Below are 17806 nucleotides of genomic sequence, written 5' to 3'. Positions count from 1 at the left end.
CATGTCCGTACTGACGTCGGGGTGGCCGGAGTGGTCACGCCCGTCAGAACCGGGCCGAGAGGCGCGCGGTCAGGGAATGCTCGCGGGCGTCTTCCGCGATCTGGCCGGTGTATCCGAGAGAGAGCCGCGCGCTCTCGCTCAGCGACAGCGACGCGCCCACCTCCACAAACGCCGCATCGCGCGAGATCGGCGCACCCGCGACCGTGAACGGCGTGCCGCCGGCAAAGCTGGCGGTGGTGAGCGGCGTCACGTCGCCAAAGGCATGACGCCAGCCGAGCGCACCCGTCAGCTCGAGCGGCAGCGTGCCGAGCCCGACGCTTGCGGATCCGCGTGCGCCCAGCGTCGTGAAGGCCGTCGACATGTCCTGCGACTGACCCGCAAGGGCCGCAGCACCCCCCGCTTCCGTGAAGCCGTCCGTGTCGAGCCCCACCCAGGCAAGACCCGCGAAGGGCTCCACCGTGCCCGGACCCATGTCGAAGGCCCAGCCGGCCTCGCCGAAGACCTGCGCCGTTCCGGCACGGTAGCCCGCCGTCGGCGCGCCGACGAGCGCGCCCACCGCCACCGTACGGTCGCTCTCGATATCGCTCCAGCTGTAGGACGCGCCACCACGCAGCGAGAGAAGCCCCGCCCCGGCGGCAAACGAACTGCCGCCATAGGCGCCAAGATGATAGCTGTCGGCCGACGCGCTCGAGCCCCGTCCCGCAACGTTGAGTTCCGTGCGGCTGTAGCCGGCGAACACGCCAAGACGCGTCGCCTCGAAGGCCGCCACGTCCGCACCGATCAGGAACCCGCCGGTGTTCTCGCTCACCGACGCCGCATTGCCGTTGCCGTCCTTGCGGGTCCAGGAGCCGAAGCCCTCTCCCCAGACCGCCCAGCGGTCCGCGGCCTCCGGCGCGGGCGCCGCAAGGACCCTGTCGGCGGGAGATCCCGTGCCGGACGCCCCCGCATAGCCCAGGATGGGAACCACCGGCGCGGCACCGCCCGTGCCCGAAGACCGCAGGCGGTTGTTCACCGTCGTGCGCAGCATCCGCGCGCCTTCAACAAGGCTCGACTGCAGGCTGGCATGCACCTCACCGGACAGGCTGTCGAAGGACGCGCCGAGAACGGACGCGTTGTCCGGCAGGGCGGCTGCCGCGTTGAACACGGCATTGCCGGGTCCCGCCGCCTCGGCCGCCGCCGCCGTGGCCCGCTGGTTGGCGGTGCTCACCTTGTCGGAGAAGCTGATGTCGTTGCGTGTGAGCGTCAGGTCGACGGTGTAGTTCACCCGGTCGTAGACCAGCGACGCATCCAGGAACGCATAGTCGGAGGCGACGCTGTCAAAGGAGCCCGTCAGGCCCGTGCCGCCTTCAAGGATGCGGTAGGTCGCGATCGGATTGTAGCTGCCGGAAAAGCCGATGTGCTGCACCGTGCCGCCGTTGATGACGATCGCGCCGGAGGCAATGGTCTTGTCGCTGGAGGTGCCCGCCGGATCCACCTCGACCTCGTAGATCGACCCGGCGTTGAAGGTCGCGTCGCCCGCCACATTGATCGTGCCGATGGAGTTGCCGGGGCTGAGAATGCCGCCGGCATTCACCGTGGTCTCGCCGACAGTGCCGGTGCCGCCAAGCCGCGCGCCGCCCGCGAGCGTCGTCTCGACCGGCGTCGAGAAGCTGCCGTTGACCACCAGCTTCGCCGTGTTGGCGATGCTGATGCTGCCGAAGTCGATGTCAGAGCCGGTCAGCGTCAGCACGCCCGAGGTCAGGTCGAGCGTGTCGGCCTGCACGCCGCCGGACAACGTCCAGGCGCTGCCCGCCATGGTCAGCGTGCCGAACCCCTTCAGGTCCTCGTCCTCGCTGCCCGTCCCCTTCAGCGTCAGCGTGTCCCCACTGTCCGCCTGAACCTTGCCGATCAGGTTCGAGCCCGTGTCCAGCGTGAGGTCGTAGCTGATCGTGCTCCCCTTCGCGATGGCGAATCCACCATTGCTTGTCGCCTCGATCGTTCCGGAGTTGAGGATGGTCGCATGGCCGGTCGAAGCAAGGGTGCTGTCGTTCGTCATATACAGCCCGTGGCCACCGCGAATGGTACCTGCGTTGGTGATTTCACCTTCCGTGAGGCCATAAAAAAGAACGCCGTTGTTGCTGCCCGACAACGTGCCCGTCGCCGTATTGGTCAGGCTCGCGTCGGAGACGTTGTAGAACAGGGCGCCATGGTACTTCGTGCCGGTGATCGAGCCGCTGTTGGTCAGAGTGGCCTTCACACTCGACATCTCATACCAGTTGCCGAGCCACACACCGGTGTCCGCCGACATTGTCCCTGTCTGCGCATTGATCACCGTGCCCGACTTGGTGAAAAAAACCGCGCTGGTGTCGAAATTCATCAAGTTGGTCGACGTGATCGAACCCGCGTTGTCCAGAAAGGCAGCGGAAGACTGGACATCGACCACAATGGAATCCGAGGAGATCGTCGCCCCGGCGCGATTGTATATGGTCGCGTCACCCTTGAAGTAGAGGACACTCAGATTGCCCGTGTTGTGTATGCTTCCCGAGTTGTCGATGAAGTTCGTGCCCGTTCCCGGATTCTGAATGGACCCCTCGATCGAGGCTCCGGCATTGTTGGTAAGCGAGACGCCGCCACTGGTGACGAGAAGGCCGTGGTCCTCGCCTTCGATACGTCCGGAGTTGCCGATGGTGATCCCGCCGGCGGAGAATACGGCGGTGCCGCCATCAAGGGCCTCGATGACACCTGTCGTTCCGACCGTGATCGTATCGTCCGCATGAGAGACGATGGCGGCGCTGCCCGACCCGTTCGAGCGGATCGCGCCATCGATCAGAATCGTCCAGGCAGAGGTGTCTGTCACCAGCGCGCGTTGCGAAGCCCCGCCGAGAACGATCGACCCGCTCCCGGTCACTTGAAGGGTTCCCCCGCCGGGATGCAGGGTGTCCATGATGATCGGGACCGTGACAGTGTTGTCGATCGTGACGTCCGGCGCCGCCCGTGCCGCCTCGCCCATCGGCACGACACATGCCAGCGAAAGCCCCGCCAGGGCCGTTCCCGTACGCAACCTGGAAAGATAGCAGCGCCGACGCCCGACCGCGCGACGCTCAAGCACCGCTTCTTGCAACAAATCGTACATGACGCCCCCCAGCGTACTCATGTCATCCGCCCCGCGCGGGCGGATGCTTCAAGCATTTCGACAAGGAAATTCCTTTGATTCCCAATCTCTAGGTCCCCTCGAGGAAAGCGGCAATCACAGGAATCTTTCATGCCGGCGACCGGCTGGGGCCGGAAACGGGCCCTCTATCGCACCGCAGCCAAAAAGTGACGTAGCGTCTTATTCAGAAAGTAACCTCTCGCCGAAAGGGCCCCTCCGTCATCGCGCCGGCGCCGCTGCGTCACACGCCTTGCAATCCTGCGCGTTTTGGCGCCGTCCGTTGCGCGAAGGTAACACTCCTCTCCGCCTCACCGGCTGCACGGGATCCATCCCGCATCCATCCTGTCCAGCGTGATATTGCTTTGAGTGCCGCTGCCCGAACAGTCCTCAGGGAAGACGAGATCGACATGAACAGGCGTATCTTCTGCTTCTGGACCGGCACAAACGAGATGCCGGAAAACCGCAGGCGCGGGCTGGAGAGCCTGCGTGCCAATTCGGGCTGCGACGTCGAGCTGATCACGGCCGGGGACGTGGCCGCCTTCGTGCCGGCGGCCGACCTGCATCCTGCCTATCCCTTTCTCAATCTCGCCCACAGGGCCGATTTCCTGCGCTGCCACGCCATGCTCCGGCACGGCGGCGGCTATGCGGACATCAAGCCGCACCACGCGAGCTGGCTGCCCGCCTTCGACCTTCTCGAGCGCGACGAATGGCTCATGGCCGTGGGATACGGCGAACCCGGCGACGGCGCCATTTCCAACATGTACAGCTCGAGCCGGGAGCTCGGCGAACCTCTCCACCGTCAGGCCGGAGCCTGGCTGCACCGCAAGTGGCTGCAGGCCCAGTATCCGCACCTGATCGGCTGCTGCGCCTTTGTCTTTCGCCCCGATACGCCCTTCGTCCGCGCCTGGTGGGCCGAGATGAACCGCCGCCTCGACGCCCTGCTGCCCGCCCTGCGCAAGAACCCGGCGCGATTGCCGAAGGAACGTCCTGGCGACATGATCGACGGCATGCCGTCGCGCTATCCCGTTCCCTGGACTCATGTCTTCGGCGACATCTTCCATCCGCTGACGGGGCGCTATCGGCGAAGGCTTTCGACGAGCCTGCCTCCGCCGGACTTTCACGACTACGAGTGAAACGCCGGTTCAGCTCGACCCGCGCACGACGAGTTGCACGGGCACCTCCAGGCTGAGCCCGTCCCCGGATCCCGGCCCCTCGCGGGGTGTTTCCAGGATGCGCACCACCGCCTGAACGAAGTCCGGTACCGACTGCGCCACCGTGGTCAGTGCATGGGACGGCCAGCCGGCTTCCGCGATGCCGTCGAACCCGATCACCGCCACGTCGTCCGGGACCGCCACGCCCAGTTCGTGGCGGGCGGTGTTGAGAAAGCCGAGCGCCGTGCGGTCGGTGACGCAGAAGGCCGCGTCCGCGAGCCCGTCCGGCAACAGCGCACGCGCGGCGGCGGCCCCGGCGGCATAGTCGTCCGCCCCGTCCGCGATCTCCCGGCAGGCGATGCCTGCCTCGTCCATGCGCGCAAGAAACCCCTGTGCGCGCCGCAGCCGGGTCGGCGTGCGCGCGGCGCTTCGGATCACCACCGGCCGCCTGCGCCCGCGTGCCAGGAAGTGCTCGGCGGCGATACGGCTACCGCCCAGATCCTGCGTGCGAATGCGATCCACAACCATTCCGCCGGCATCCCGGTTGACGAGGATCATGCGCTGGTTCCCGCGCTGGCACTGTTCCACGATCTCCGCCGGCGGCGCGCCCGAAAGAACGACCACCGCCCGCACCCGGTACTCGAGCACCAGCGTCATCAGCGCGCTCATGTCCCGCGCACCCGCATTGAGCAGAAGCGTGTGCAGGCCGCGCTCCATCAGCGCCGCGCTCAGCGCATCGAGCTGCGTCGCGATGAAGGGTTCACTGAGATTGGACACGACCAGCGCCACGAGATCCGACGGAGCCCCGTGCAGGCTGCGCGCCAGCCGGTTGACGCTGTAGCCGAGCTCTTCCGCCGCCGCCATGACCTTTCGCCTCACCGCTTCGGAGACGCTCGCTCCGGGCGTGAAGGTGCGCGACACGGCCGAACGCGAGACCCCCGCGCACCGCGCCACGTCGAGCGCCGTGACGAAACCGCCCCGCCTTGCCGGAATTCCCTCGCTCATATCCGTCCCGCCTTCCCATCACGCGAACAGCGATAAAAATAAGCCGGCAATAAAATCCCCGGATACCTTCGAGCGCCGTCATAAAACTGAAGCACATCCAGTCTAATTTGCACACGTGTGCAGTCAAGCTCAAACACGCTTCAGGGATAAATTTTTTCCTGAAAATACAATGTCTTGGGAAGTAAATCCGTGGTCGCCATCAGCCTCGACACCGTCTCCAAATCCTATGGCGGAAAGCCCGTCCTGTCCGACGTGTCACTCACCGTCGAGGACGGTGAATTCGTCGCCATTCTCGGCCCGTCCGGCTGCGGCAAGACCACGCTCCTGCGCCTGATCGCCGGCTTCGAGACGCTGGACGACGGCGCCATCCGCCTTGGCGGCGCCACCGTGTCCGATGCGCGCGCCACGCTGCCGCCGGAAAAGCGCAACGTGGGCATCGTGTTCCAGAACTACGCGCTGTGGCCGCACATGAGCGTCGCCGACAACGTGGGTTACGCGCTCAAGGTCGCCGGCCTCTCCCGTGGCGAGCGCGACACGCGCGTGGCGAGCGCGCTGGAGACCGTCGGCATGAGCGATCATCGCGACAAGGCGCCAACCGCGCTGTCGGGCGGTCAGCGCCAGCGCGTGGCCCTGGCACGCTGCCTTGCCGCCGGCCCCTCGGTGATGCTTCTCGACGAGCCGCTCGCCAATCTCGACGTGCACCTGCGCGCCTCCATGGAACGCGAGTTCGTCGACTTCCATGCCCGCACCGGCGCCAGCATGGTCTACATCACCCACGACCAGGCCGAGGCCATGGCGCTTGCCGACCGCATCGCGGTGATCGACCGGGGCCGGCTGATGCAATACGCGGCCCCCGAAACGCTCTATCGCGAGCCCGCGAACGACATGGTCGCCGCCTTCATCGGAAACGGCCTCGTGCTGCCGGCCGATGACATCGCCACGCTCGGTTCGGGCCGCGCCACGGCCAACATCTTCGGCATCCGCCAGACGCTGCGCTGCGCCCGCACCCAGGCGGCACGGGCCTCCGGCACGGTGAATGTCCATCCGGCCGACCTCGCGCTTGCCGAAACCACCGATGACGGCTTCACCGCCACCGTGGAACGCGTCATCTTTCGCGGCGGCCACAAGCAGATCGAGTTCCACGCCGATGCCAGCCCCGACCTGGCGCTGACCCTGAACGCCCCGACAGACCGATCGCTTGCGCCCGGAGACCGGATCTCCGTGCGCATCGAAGACGGCTGGGTGATCCCGGCCCGAGCCTGAGCCCTCCCGCTCCAACACCGAGGTACTTCCATGCGTCTTGCAGCATCCGCCCTCACCCTTCTGCTTCTGGCGGGCACCGCCCATGCCGAGAAGCTCGTTCTCTACACCTCCCAGTCGCCCGAGCAGGCGCAGCAGACGGTCGACGCCTTCCAGGCCGAGCATCCCGAAATCGAGGTCGAGTGGACCCGCAACGGCACCTCCCAGCTCATGAACGTGCTGCGCGCGGAAATCGCCGCCGGCGACCTGAAGCCGGACGTCCTTCTCGTCGCCGACACGATCAACCTCGGCCAGCTCAAGGCCGAAGGCCGCCTCATGGCCTATCCGGAAGCCAAGGTCGGCACCTACGACAAGGGCACCTACGACAAGGACATGACCTTCTTCGGCACCAAGGTCATCTCCACCGGCATCGCCTACAACACCCAGTCGGCCAAGCCCGTCGAGACCTGGGCCGACCTTCTCGTCGAGGAAAACCGCGGCCAGATCGCCGTGCCGTCGCCGCTCTACTCGGGCGCCGCGCTGAACCACCTGCACGCGCTCATCAACGCCCCCGAAATCGGCTGGGACTTCTACGAGAAGCTCGCCGACCTCGACATCGCACCGGAAGGCGGCAACGGCCCGGCCATCAAGGCGGTCGCCGGCGGCCTGGCGAAATACGCGATCGTCGTCGACGCCAACGCGCTGCGCGCCAAGGCCAAGGGCTCGCCCATCGACTTCGTGTTCCCCAAGGACGGCGTGAGCTTCATCACCGAGCCGGTGGCGATCCTGTCGACGGCGAAGGAACCCGAGGCCGCCAAGGTGTTTGTCGACTTCCTGCTCTCGCGCAAGGGCCAGGAACTGGTCGCCGAGCAGGGTAACCTGCCGCTCGACCCGGAAGTCGCCTCGCCGGAGGGCTTCCCGAAGCTGAGCGACATCACGCTGCTGCCGATCGACGCCGGCCAGGCGGTCGAGACCGACGCGGCCGTGCGCGAGAAGTTCACCGAGATCTTCGGCGGCTGAGGCGATGTCCGACATCGCAACGACCATGTCGCGGGGGGGCCGGCGTCTGCCGGCCCTTCTGCCGTCCTCGCAAGGGGCCGTGCTCGTCCTCCTGCTGCTGTTCGTCGCCGCCCTGTCGCTGGCGCCGCTGGTGCGCCTGGCGGTCACGGGGATCGCGCCCGCCGGCTTCATCGATCTCGACCGTCTCGCCGATCTCCTGCTGAAACGCCGCGTCGTCACCGCGACACTGAACTCGCTCGAGGTCGCAGCCCTCTCGACCGTGATCGCCGTCGCGCTCGGCACGCTTGCCGCGCTGCTGACCGCGCTCACCGACATGCGCGCCCGCACCGCCTGGGTGTTCGGCTTCGTGTTGCCGCTCATGATCCCGCCGCAGGTCACGGCCCTTGCCTGGGTGCAGGCCTTTTCGCCGACGAGCCCCGTGCTCGGCGCGCTCGGCCTCGCCCTGGAGCCCGGTGCCCGGCACCCGCTGTTTTCCGCCACGGGCATCATCGTGCTTCTCGGCCTGACCAACGCCCCGCTCGTGTTCCTGACCGTGCGCGCGAGCCTCGCGCGCCTGCCGGCAAGCCTTGCCGAGGCCGCCCGTGCCGCCGGCGCGGGAAACCTGCGCCTCGTTGCCACGATCGTGCTGCCGCTCGCCCGCGCGGGGCTTCTCGCCGGCGCCGGCCTCGCCTTCGTCTCCGCCATCGGCAACTTCGGCATCCAGGCGATGCTCGGCATCCCGGCACGCTTTCCGACCCTCGTCACGCTGATCTACCGCCAGATGAATGCCTACGGCCCCTCCGCCCTGTCGGACATGGCAACGCTCGCCCTGCTCCTGTCCACGGTCACGGTCGCAGCCCTTGCCTTCGCCGGCTGGGCCGGACGGCGCGGCAACCTTCAGGTCGACGGATCCGGCGGCACCATCCGCATTCCGCTCGGCCGCGCCCGCCCGCTGGTCGAGGCCGGCGCCTGGGCCTTCCTCCTCGCGACGCTCGCGCTTCCGCTCTCCGCGCTTGTCGCCACCTCGCTGGTCTCCGGCTACGGCCAGGGTCTCACCTTCGAGACGCTGACATTCGAGCACTACGTCAACGCCCTCTTCCGCCACAGCCAGATCCGCGAGGCCTTCGCCACCAGCTTCACGCTCACCGGCGCGGCGGTGGCGATCCTGCTCGTCGTGTCGCTGTTCCTCGGCTGGTTCCTGACCTTCCGCCGCGGACCGGAGGTTCGCGCGGCGCACATGGCGGCGGAACTCGCCTACGCGCTGCCCGGCGTCATCCTGGGCGTTGCCATGATCCTGTTCTTCCTGCGGCCGCTGCCGGTGCTCGGCTTCAGCCTCTACGGAACACCCTGGATCATTCTCGCCGCCTATCTGTCCAACTTCCTGGCGCTTGCCCTCAGGCCGATCCTTGGCGGATTCGCGCAGGTGGACCGCTCGCTCGAGGAGGCCGCCCGCGTCGCCGGTGCCGGCTTCCTGACGCGCATGCGCGACATCATCGCGCCACTGGTCGCGCCCTCGCTCTTCGCCAGCGGCATCCTCGTCTTCATGACGGTGCTGAACGAGATCCAGGTATCGATCCTGCTCGTGTCCTCCAGCACCCGCACCATCGGCCCGATGATCGTCTTCCTCGACGAGGCGGGGTCCTCCACGCTCGCGGCGGCCGTCGGCTGCCTCATGGTGCTGGTGGTCTTCGCCCTGATGCTGGCCGCCTCGCTGGCCTCCCGCCGGTTGCCGAAGGGAGCCCTGCCTTGGCAAGACTGACCTGCGTGAGCGGCATCAACGGCAAGCTCCCCGCCGCCTTCCTGCTGGAGACGGCAGGCGCCCGCCTGCTGCTCGACCTGGGCGAGGGCCCCGAACCCGGCGTGTTGCCGGACCTCACCGGCGTGGGTGAAGTGGACGCGATCCTGATCTCCCACGCCCATCAGGACCATTGCGGCGGGCTGGCCCTTGCGGCCCGGCTCGGCAATCCCCCGATCCACGCCACGGCGACGACCTTTCGCCTGATCGAGGCGGAGTACGGCGCCGGTTTCATTCCCGGGGACAGACGACGCCTGCTGCCGGAAAGCGGGCCCGCGACGGTCTGCGGCGTACCGCTCACGCTTGGCCGGTCAGGCCATGCGCCCGGCGGCGTCTGGATCCATGCGGATGCGGCCGGCGGCATCCTCTACACCGGCGACTGGAGCCGGGAATCGACGCTACTGCCCTTCGACGGCCCGCCCCCCGCGCGCGTTCTGGTCACCGACGCCTCCTATGGCGACCGGGACGAACCGCTGGCCGACCAGATCGAGCACATCGCCCGCGAGGCCTCCTCCGGCGCGGTGCTGCCGGTTCCCGCCGGCGGGCGCGGCCCCGAGGTGGCGCTCGCTCTCGAGGCCAGGGGGCTGGCGCCAAGACCCTGCCCGCGCCTTGTCGCCGAGCTTCGCGACATCGCCGACGGCCGGGTCGCGGGCGTTTCCGCCCGGATCGCGCGCGCCGCCGCACGGCTGGCGGACGCGACGGCGGGACGGACCGACGACTGGCATCCCTCGGACATCATCGTCGCGGCCGGCTCCAACGCGGAAACGGGCTTGCCCGCCGACCTTCTCGCGCGCATCGGCGAGGGGTTCCGCTTCATCTTCTCGAGTCATGTTCCGCAGGGAACGCCCGCGCATGACCTGCTGCGCACGGACCGCGCGAGGTGGTTCGCCTGGAACGTCCACCCGTGCCTCTCGGACACGCTGGCGCTGGCACGGGAAACCGGGGCGGAGCATGTCCTGCCCGTCTTCGCCGCCCGCGAGACCATGACCGGGCTCTGCACCGCCCTGGGGGAGCGCCTCGTGCTTGACCCCGTCCTCGATCTTGGCCCATCACGGCCTGCCGAACGCACCGGATCCCGCGCCTCATGACCGACCACGCTCCCCTTCTCGCCCCGCATCTGGAAGAAACGCAGGAAGACCGGCTGCCGGTGCTGCTTCCCGTCGCCGAAATGCCCGGCGCGACGCTCTACCTCGGCAACCGGATCGCCGCCGACGACGGAGCCCTGCTTCTGGAGCGCGGCATCACCTCGACCATGAACCTTGCCGTCAACATCGAGATGGCGCCGCTGACGCTTGCCGACGGCACCGCCGTGCGGCGCACCCATGTCGGGCTGATCGACGGCACGGGAAACACGCCGCCCCACCTTCTGGGCGCGGCACTCGTTCTCGCCGGCATCCTTGGCCAGGCAAGCCCGGGCAAGAGCCACTATCCGCCGCACCGCGCCGGCAACGTCCTGGTGCACTGCCGGGGCGGTCGCTCGCGTTCGGTCAGCGTCCTGGCGCTGTACCTCGTGCTTGCCCGGCCGGAACTGCATCCGGATCTCGAAACGGCGTTCCGTCACCTGCGGCACCTGCGCGGCCTGCCCGCGAGCCAGCCCAACGCGGACATGCTCGCCCTGACGGATGCCGCCCTCGCCCTTGCCGGCGGACCGGGACTGCTCGCCCGCTGACATCCCGCACAGCAAGGGCGACGCCGGTCAGTCGTCTCCGGATCCGGCCTGCCTGAACGCGGGCGCGGCATCGATCAGCGCCGCCTCCTCGCGGGCCATGTAGTCCCGCGTCACCGGCAGCGTGTGGTTCGTCTTCGCGATCTGGATCTGGAACACCATCAGGTCCTGCCAGCGGAAGGCGGCTTCCGATCCGGCGAGATAGAAGTCCCACATGCGGCAGAAACGTTCGTCGAAACGCTCCGCCGCCTCCTTCCAGCGCGCATGGAAGCGCTGCCGCCAGTGCTTCAGGGTCTCGGCGTAGTGCAGCCGCAGGATCTCGATGTCGGTGACGACGAGGCCCGTGCGCTCGATGACCGGCAGCACCTCCGACAGCGCCGGCATGTAGCCGCCGGGGAAGATGTACTTGCGAATGAAGGGGTTCGTCGCGCCGGGCACGCCGCTGCGGCCGATCGAATGCAGAAGCATCACGCCGTCGTCGTCCAGAAGCCGCGCGCAGGTCTCGAAGAACTGCCGGTAGTGGCTCACGCCCACGTGCTCGAACATGCCGACCGAGACGATACGGTCGTAGCGCTGCGACAGACTGCGATAGTCGCGCAGCTCGAACGACGCCCGCGCCGCCAGTCCCTCCGCCTCCGCGCGGGCGCGGGACACCTCGTGCTGGTCGCGCGACAGCGTCACGCCGGTCACCGAGGCGTCGAAGCCGCGCGCCAGATAGAGCCCCATGCCGCCCCAGCCCGAGCCGATGTCCAGGACCCGCAGGCCCGGACGCATGGCGAGCTTGGCGGCGATATGGCGCTTCTTGGCGAGTTGCGCCTCGTCGAGGCCCGCGTCGGGACTTGCGAAATAGGCGCAGGAATACTGCATGTCTTCATCGAGGAAGAGCCGGTAGAAGTCGGCGGACAGGTCGTAGTGATGCTGGATGTTGCGCGTAGCGCGACCCGCGGGGTTGTACTGGTGCAGTCGCCGGCCGAGCATCCGCAGCCGGTCGATGGTCCTCGCGGCCAGACTTGGCGCGCTCTCGTCCCCCATGTTGAGGAACACCACCTTCAGAAAGTCGAGCAGATCGCCCTGAACCACCTCGAGGTCGCCATCCATGTAGGCCTCGGGCGCGGCAAGCATCGGATCCAGCGCGATGGCAAGGGCGGCGCGCCGGGTTCTGATCGCGACATGAACCGGTGTTCCGGTTCCGTCGCCATAGGTTCTGGTCGTCCCGCCGGGTCCGCTGAAGGTCAGCGTGCCGGTTCGGATCAGGCGGGTCAGCAGGCGGTCGAGCGGTCGATCCATGGTCGTCCCTTTCGGCGGGTGACACGGCGGCTCATGGCCGTCCGGCCCGGCGGCGGGAAGAAGAAGCTGATTGCGCGTCGGACAGGACAGGGCACATGGACGCTGTTCCGGGTGCACCGGGGTGTGTCGTTTCGTCTCCGGTGCGCGGACCGTGAAAATCCGCGCGGCGGGCTGACGCGGCTTTCGCCGCGCCTCATGCAATGCAATCCACTTCAGGTAGTTTGACCCGATCCGCGCAACGGTCAAGCCCGCGACACGGCGCCCCCTTGCATGACGGCTCCACAACCGCATGGTGGAGGACATGACCATCCGGTGCGCGATACCGCCGAAAACGCCGGCCACCAAGAGCCGTGAGGCCCCATGACCGAGTTCCTTGCAAGCCTTGCCGCCTTTCTCGCGGCCCACGCGATCCCGCCGCATCCGCGCGTGCGGCCGCGCCTGATCGCCGCCTTCGGCCGGCGCACCTATCTCGCCGCCTATTCGCTCCTCTCGCTCGTGCTGCTTGTCTGGCTGATCTCGGCGGCCAGCCGCGCGCCCTATGTGATGCTGTGGGAGCCCGCCGCCTGGCAGGCGCATCTGGCGCTCACCTTCATGCCGCTCGCCGCCTGGCTGCTGATCGCCGGCCTGAGCGAGCCCACGCCGCTTTCAGTCTCGCTCATGGCCCCGCCGGACCCCGCCGACGACTGGCGTCCGGGACCGGCGGCGAGCGTTGTCCGCCACCCGGTTCTCGCGGGCTTCCTGCTCTGGGCACTGCTGCATCTCGTGGCCAACGGCCATCTCGTCGCGCTGATCCTGTTCGGAACCTTCGCCGCCCTCTCGCTCGGCGGCATGGCCCTGCTCGACCTCAGGGCGCGGCGCCGGCTCGGGCCGGATCTCTGGCGCCGGCTCGCCGGCCGGACCTCACGGATTCCGTTCGTGGCGCTCGTCTCGGGACGCGCGCGGCCGGCCTTCGGAAGGCGGGACCTCGCGATCCTCGCCCTCACGCTGGCGCTCTTCGCCTGGTTCCTGCTGCAGGGGCACCTCTGGCTGATCGGACGCGATCCGCTCGCGAGGTTCTAGGGTGTGGATCCATAAATGAGGGTGCGGACGCACACTGGGCGCTTCAGCCGTCCTTGTTCTCGCCCGTCTCAACGGTGTGGCGGGCGACAAGCGGCATCTGGGACAACGTGAACACGATGGTCAGCGGCATCACGCCGAAGACCTTGAACGACACCCAGAAATCCGTCGAGAAGCTGCGCCAGACAACCTCGTTGATGGCGGCCAGCACGAAGAAGAACACGCCCCAGCGGAAGGTGAGCTTGCGCCATCCCTCGTCGTCCAGGTGGAAGACGCTGTCGAAGACATAGCCGAGAAGGGACTTTCCGAACGCGAGCCCGCCAAGCAGGATCGAGCCGAACAGCACGTTCACGATGGTCGGCTTCAGCTTGATGAAGAGCTCGTCGTGCAGCCACAGGGTCAGCGCGCCGAAGACCAGCACGACCACACCGGAGACCACGGGCATCACCGGCAGGCGCCGGGTCAGCGCCCAGGACACGGCCAGGGAAAGCGAAATCGCCACCATGAAGACCGCGGTGGCAAGGAAGATCGGATCCCCCAGTTCCTTCAGCACCGGAAACTGGTCTGCGAGCGCCGCACCGCGCGAATTGGCGAAGAAGAACAACACCAGCGGCCCGAGCTCCAGCACGAGCTTGAGCAGGGGCGAAAGTTCCTTGCGGCCTGGTTCGTTCGGACCCTTCTCGAATTCCATCAGCTGCCGCTCTCCCGTCCCGCGATCGCGTCGGCGAAGTCCTCGGCCCGGAAGGGCTCCAGATCCTCCACACCCTCGCCCACGCCGATGAAATGCACCGGCAGGCCGTGCTTTGCGGCGATGGCGACGAGAATGCCGCCACGCGCCGTGCCGTCGAGCTTGGTCATGACCAGGCCGGTGACACCGGCCGTCCGGCCGAAGATCTCCACCTGATTCATGGCATTCTGCCCCGTCGTCGCATCCAGCGTCAGGATCACGTCATGAGGGGCGGCCTCGTCGTGCTTGCGGATCACGCGCACGACCTTTTCCAGCTCAGCCATCAGTTCGGCGCGGTTCTGCAGCCGCCCGGCCGTGTCGACGAGAAGCACGTCGACCCCCTTCTCGCGCGCCGCCTTCATGGCGTCGAAGACGAGGCCGGCCGCGTCCGCGCCCGTGTCGCGCGACACCACCTCGGCACCGGTGCGTTCGCCCCAGATCCTGAGCTGTTCGACCGCCGCCGCGCGGAACGTGTCGCCCGCCGCGAGCATCACCGACTTGCCCTCGGCGGCGAGCTTCGCCGACAACTTGCCGATCGTCGTGGTCTTGCCGGTGCCGTTGACGCCGACGAACAGGATCACCTGCGGGGTGTGATCGCCCCTGACCTCCAACGGCCGGGCGACCGGCTCCAGCACCTTCGTCACCTCCTCGGAGAGAATGCGGCGCACCTCCTCGGGAGAAATTTCCTTGTTGAAGCGTCCGTCGCCGATGCGGTCGGTGATCGCCATCGCCGTGTCGAGGCCGAGGTCGGCCTGCAGCAGCAGGTCCTCCAGCTCCTCCAGCGTCGTGGCGTCGAGCTTGCGCTTGGTGAAAAGCGAGGTGATGCCGCCGGTCAGCGACGCCGACGAGCGCGCCAGCCCGTCGCGCAGGCGGGTCAGCCAGGAGCGGCGCGGGGTGGCCTCGGCTGGGGCTTCGGGTTCGGCGGATGCCTCGGTCTCCACCTGCGGGGCGGGATCGACGGGAGGTTCGACCGGCTCGGCGCTGTCGGCAGCCGCCTCGTCTTCGCTCTCGCTGTCCGCTCCGGCGTCGGCGTCCGGTGCAGCGTCCATCGCCTCCGCGAGTTCGCGGGCGATTTCCTCGTTCGCCTCGGCTCCCGTGGCCGTTTCCGGCTCCGTCTCCGGCACGATCTCGACCCCGGCGTCGGGCGCCGGCGTCACGGACTCCGCCACCGGCTCTCCGGCCTGCTCGTCCCGGGTATCAGCCGTCGTGTCGGGAGAGCTGTCCTCATCGGGCGCGGACGCGGGCGCGCCTCCGTCCTCCGGGAGCTCCTCGCGAAGCGCCTCGGTTTCGGGCCGCTGCTCGTCTTCAGGCGTCGGCTTGCGTCCGCCGAAGAGGCGTCCGAGAAATCCGCGCTTGGTGTCGCTCATGCTGCCTGCTGCCTTGCCGGAGTTGCCAGGAGATGGCGCCCGGTATGCCCGGTGACGGTCAGCTTTACAAGGTCGCCGGCCTGAAGCGCGGTGTCCTCGAACTCGACCTGGGTGAACTGCTCCGAGCGGCCAAGCCCCTCACGCTCCACGAGAACCTCGCGCGTGCGCCCCACCTCGCCGTCCAGATGCGCGAGCAACGCCGCCTCGCCCTTCTCGCGCAGCCTCGCGGCGCGCTCCTTGACGATGGCACGGCCAAGCTGGGGCATCCGCGCCGCCGGCGTGCCCTTGCGCGGCGAGAACGGGAAGACATGCAGATGCGTCAGCCCGCAATCGTCGACGATGGCGAGCGAATTGGCGAACATCTCCTCCGTCTCGGTCGGGAAGCCGGCGATGATGTCGGCACCGAACACGACGTCGGGACGCAGGCGGCGCACCTCCTCGCAGAAGCGGATCGTGTCGTCGCGCAGGTGCCGGCGCTTCATCCGCTTGAGGATCATGTCGTCGCCCGCCTGAAGCGACAGGTGCAGATGCGGCATCAACCGTTCTTCCTCGGCGATCGCCCGCATCAGGGCCGGATCGGCCTCGATGGAGTCGATCGAGGACAGGCGCAGCCGCTTCAGGTCCGGCACCAGCTTGAGGATCTTCTGCACCAGGTCGCCGAGCTTCGGGGTTCCGGGCAGGTCCGCGCCGAAGCTGGTGATGTCGACACCGGTCAGCACCACCTCGCGATAGCCGTTTTCCACCAGGCGGCGGATCTGGTCGACGATGACACCGATGGGCACCGAACGCGAATTGCCGCGTCCGTAGGGAATGATGCAGAAGGTGCAGCGATGGTCGCAGCCGTTCTGGACCTGCACGAAGGCCCGGGCGCGCCCCTCCAGCCCGTCGATCAGGTGACCCGCCGTCTCGCGCACGCTCATGATGTCGTTGACGCGGACCTTCTCACTCTCCTCGATGCCGAACTGCGCCACGCGCCCGTAGGAGGCGCGCTCCAGCTTCTCGGTGTTGCCGAGCACCAGGTCGACCTCGTCCATGCCGGCGAACGTGTCCGCCTCGGTCTGGGCCGCGCAGCCGGTGACGATGATGCGCGCTTCCGGGTTCTCGCGGCGCGCCTTGCGGATCGACTGGCGGGCCTGACGCACCGCCTCCGCCGTCACCGCGCAGGTGTTGATTAGGATCGCGTCGCGAAGGCCGGCGGCCTCGGCCTCGCGCTTCATCACCTCGGACTCGTAGGAGTTGAGGCGGCAGCCGAAGGTGACGACGTCGATGCTCACTTGACCACCTCGAGGATCGGCCGGTCGCCGGGCCCGGTTCTGGAATAGGTGAGCGTCTCGCGCTCCAGCACACCCTCGAACTCGATTTCCGTGTCGCCGGTCATGAGGATGTGATCGTCCGCCTCGCGCCACTCGATGAGCAGCGGCCCGCCGGGCAGGTTGACCGTGACCCGTCGTCCCGTGCGGTTGTCGCGCGCCGCCGCGACCCCGACCGCACAGGCGGCGGTGCCGCAGGCCCGGGTCAGCCCGACCCCGCGCTCCCACACCTTCACGTCGATCTCGTGGTCGGACAGGACATGCGCCAGCGAGATGTTCGCGCGTTCCGGAAACATGGGATGGTTTTCAAGAAGCGGACCGACGCGCTCCAGATCGTAGGCGTCGATGTCCTTCACCCAGAAGATCGCGTGCGGATTGCCCACATTCACCACCGAAGGCGTATGCAGGATCGGCGCGTCGATGGGGCCGATCTGCAGTTCGATGGCGCGTGTGTCGTGAAACTCCTCGGCAAGCGGGATCTCGTTCCAGGCGAAGCGCGGCACGCCCATGTCGACGCTCACCCGGTGCGGATCGTCCGTCGCGAAGGCGCGGAGCAGGCCGGCGTTGGTCTCGATGGTGACCCGGTCGACCCCGCGCTCCTCCATCAGCAGGCGCCCGATGCAGCGTGTGGCGTTGCCGCAGGCGTCGACCTGGCTGCCGTCCCGGTTGTGAATGCGCATGAAGGCATCCACCCCGGCGGGGCTCGTCTCCACCGTGATCATCTGGTCGAAGCCGATGCCGCCGTCGCGCGCGCCGATCCTGCGGATCTCGTCGACATCGAGCCGCACGGGTTCGCCACGAGCGTCCCAGACAACGAAATCGTTGCCGAGCCCGTTCATCTTCAGGAAGGGTATGCTCTCGCCGCCCATGGTCGCGGAAATCCGTCACATGCCGGACATGCCGCTGATGCCTGCCCGGGAGGTTTCGACCTTGCCCGCGCCGCCCGGCACCGCCCGTTCCGCCTTCATGGCGGCGTCGGGGCCCGGGACAAGCGCCTCATGGCGGGTCCGCGCTCGATGCGGCCCGCCGGTCCGGTCTTCTGTTGCACGACTATATGGCGGAAAAGCGCGCGCG

14 protein-coding genes are annotated in these 17806 nt (G+C 68.0%); 7 read left to right on the top strand and 7 right to left on the bottom strand.

Annotated features, from left to right (window positions below; translation table 11 throughout):
• Positions 1-43: 43 nt before the first annotated feature.
• On the bottom strand, positions 44-3133 hold the full coding sequence (locus ACYX4S_RS18485; protein WP_476361260.1) for an autotransporter outer membrane beta-barrel domain-containing protein: 3090 nt from the start codon (positions 3131-3133) through the stop codon (positions 44-46).
• A 404-nt stretch (positions 3134-3537) separates the two neighbouring features.
• Between ACYX4S_RS18485 and ACYX4S_RS18480 the strand changes: the two genes are divergently transcribed.
• On the top strand, positions 3538-4263 hold the full coding sequence (locus tag ACYX4S_RS18480) for a glycosyltransferase family 32 protein (protein WP_476361259.1): 726 nt from the start codon (positions 3538-3540) through the stop codon (positions 4261-4263).
• Positions 4264-4272: 9 nt separating this feature from the next.
• Here the strand turns inward: ACYX4S_RS18480 and ACYX4S_RS18475 are convergent, their stop codons facing one another.
• Positions 4273-5286 carry a LacI family DNA-binding transcriptional regulator gene (locus tag ACYX4S_RS18475; protein WP_476361258.1) on the bottom strand — a complete coding sequence of 338 codons (1014 nt, stop codon included), beginning with the start codon at positions 5284-5286 and terminating at the stop codon, positions 4273-4275.
• 189 nt (positions 5287-5475) lie between these two features.
• On the opposite strand from ACYX4S_RS18475, the gene ACYX4S_RS18470 reads away from it, so the two are divergent.
• From ACYX4S_RS18470 to ACYX4S_RS18450, 5 genes are read left to right on the top strand one after another with little or no spacing between them, the layout of a single operon-like run.
• The gene (locus ACYX4S_RS18470) at positions 5476-6549 is read left to right on the top strand and encodes an ABC transporter ATP-binding protein (RefSeq protein ID WP_476361257.1); all 1074 of its coding nucleotides are present in this window, start codon (positions 5476-5478) and stop codon (positions 6547-6549) included.
• 30 nt (positions 6550-6579) lie between these two features.
• Complete coding sequence (locus ACYX4S_RS18465; RefSeq protein ID WP_476361256.1) at positions 6580-7545, top strand: ABC transporter substrate-binding protein; 966 nt, start codon at positions 6580-6582, stop codon at positions 7543-7545.
• Between the two features lie 4 nt (positions 7546-7549).
• The gene (locus tag ACYX4S_RS18460; RefSeq protein ID WP_476361255.1) at positions 7550-9283 is read left to right on the top strand and encodes an ABC transporter permease; all 1734 of its coding nucleotides are present in this window, start codon (positions 7550-7552) and stop codon (positions 9281-9283) included.
• Positions 9271-10407, top strand: coding sequence for an MBL fold metallo-hydrolase (locus ACYX4S_RS18455; protein ID WP_476361254.1), 1137 nt, complete (start codon positions 9271-9273; stop codon positions 10405-10407). Before ACYX4S_RS18460 ends, ACYX4S_RS18455 begins: the two co-directional genes overlap by 13 nt.
• Positions 10404-10988 (top strand): dual specificity protein phosphatase family protein, encoded by a 585-nt coding sequence (locus tag ACYX4S_RS18450; protein ID WP_476361253.1) that lies wholly within the window; start codon positions 10404-10406, stop codon positions 10986-10988. Before ACYX4S_RS18455 ends, ACYX4S_RS18450 begins: the two co-directional genes overlap by 4 nt.
• Positions 10989-11015: 27 nt before the next feature.
• Here the strand turns inward: ACYX4S_RS18450 and ACYX4S_RS18445 are convergent, their stop codons facing one another.
• Positions 11016-12272 (bottom strand): class I SAM-dependent methyltransferase, encoded by a 1257-nt coding sequence (locus ACYX4S_RS18445; RefSeq protein WP_476361252.1) that lies wholly within the window; start codon positions 12270-12272, stop codon positions 11016-11018.
• Positions 12273-12632: 360 nt separating this feature from the next.
• On the opposite strand from ACYX4S_RS18445, the gene ACYX4S_RS18440 reads away from it, so the two are divergent.
• Entirely contained in the window at positions 12633-13331 is a 699-nt protein-coding gene (locus tag ACYX4S_RS18440) for an NnrU family protein (protein ID WP_476361251.1), read from the top strand.
• Between the two features lie 43 nt (positions 13332-13374).
• Here the strand turns inward: ACYX4S_RS18440 and ACYX4S_RS18435 are convergent, their stop codons facing one another.
• From ACYX4S_RS18435 to dapF, 4 genes are read right to left on the bottom strand one after another with little or no spacing between them, the layout of a single operon-like run.
• Positions 13375-14019 carry a septation protein A gene (locus tag ACYX4S_RS18435; protein ID WP_476361250.1) on the bottom strand — a complete coding sequence of 215 codons (645 nt, stop codon included), beginning with the start codon at positions 14017-14019 and terminating at the stop codon, positions 13375-13377.
• On the bottom strand, positions 14019-15422 hold the full coding sequence (gene ftsY / locus ACYX4S_RS18430) for a signal recognition particle-docking protein FtsY (RefSeq protein WP_476361249.1): 1404 nt from the start codon (positions 15420-15422) through the stop codon (positions 14019-14021). The genes ACYX4S_RS18435 and ftsY overlap by 1 nt, the downstream gene beginning before the upstream one ends.
• Positions 15419-16696, bottom strand: coding sequence for a tRNA (N(6)-L-threonylcarbamoyladenosine(37)-C(2))-methylthiotransferase MtaB (mtaB, locus tag ACYX4S_RS18425; protein ID WP_293718759.1), 1278 nt, complete (start codon positions 16694-16696; stop codon positions 15419-15421). The genes ftsY and mtaB overlap by 4 nt, the downstream gene beginning before the upstream one ends.
• On the bottom strand, positions 16693-17601 hold the full coding sequence (gene dapF / locus ACYX4S_RS18420) for a diaminopimelate epimerase (RefSeq protein WP_476361248.1): 909 nt from the start codon (positions 17599-17601) through the stop codon (positions 16693-16695). Before dapF ends, mtaB begins: the two co-directional genes overlap by 4 nt.
• Between the last annotated feature and the right edge of the window lie 205 nt (positions 17602-17806).

The organism is Stappia sp. ABD4_338 (assembly GCF_056312175.1).
This window is presented reverse-complemented; position numbering and strand designations above follow the sequence as displayed.

Bases quoted from the DNA above. Each gene is read 5' to 3' on its own strand.
- ACYX4S_RS18440 (WP_476361251.1), top strand. From the start codon at position 12,633: ATGACCGAGTTCCTTGCAAGCCTTGCCGCCTTTCTCGCGGCCCACGCG.
- ACYX4S_RS18475 (WP_476361258.1), bottom strand. From the start codon at position 5,286: ATGAGCGAGGGAATTCCGGCAAGGCGGGGCGGTTTCGTCACGGCGCTC.
- ACYX4S_RS18450 (WP_476361253.1), top strand. From the start codon at position 10,404: ATGACCGACCACGCTCCCCTTCTCGCCCCGCATCTGGAAGAAACGCAG.
- ACYX4S_RS18435 (WP_476361250.1), bottom strand. From the start codon at position 14,019: ATGGAATTCGAGAAGGGTCCGAACGAACCAGGCCGCAAGGAACTTTCG.
- ACYX4S_RS18465 (WP_476361256.1), top strand. From the start codon at position 6,580: ATGCGTCTTGCAGCATCCGCCCTCACCCTTCTGCTTCTGGCGGGCACC.
- ACYX4S_RS18485 (WP_476361260.1), bottom strand. From the start codon at position 3,133: ATGAGTACGCTGGGGGGCGTCATGTACGATTTGTTGCAAGAAGCGGTG.
- ACYX4S_RS18445 (WP_476361252.1), bottom strand. From the start codon at position 12,272: ATGGATCGACCGCTCGACCGCCTGCTGACCCGCCTGATCCGAACCGGC.
- ACYX4S_RS18480 (WP_476361259.1), top strand. From the start codon at position 3,538: ATGAACAGGCGTATCTTCTGCTTCTGGACCGGCACAAACGAGATGCCG.
- dapF (WP_476361248.1), bottom strand. From the start codon at position 17,601: ATGGGCGGCGAGAGCATACCCTTCCTGAAGATGAACGGGCTCGGCAAC.
- ACYX4S_RS18460 (WP_476361255.1), top strand. From the start codon at position 7,550: ATGTCCGACATCGCAACGACCATGTCGCGGGGGGGCCGGCGTCTGCCG.
- ftsY (WP_476361249.1), bottom strand. From the start codon at position 15,422: ATGAGCGACACCAAGCGCGGATTTCTCGGACGCCTCTTCGGCGGACGC.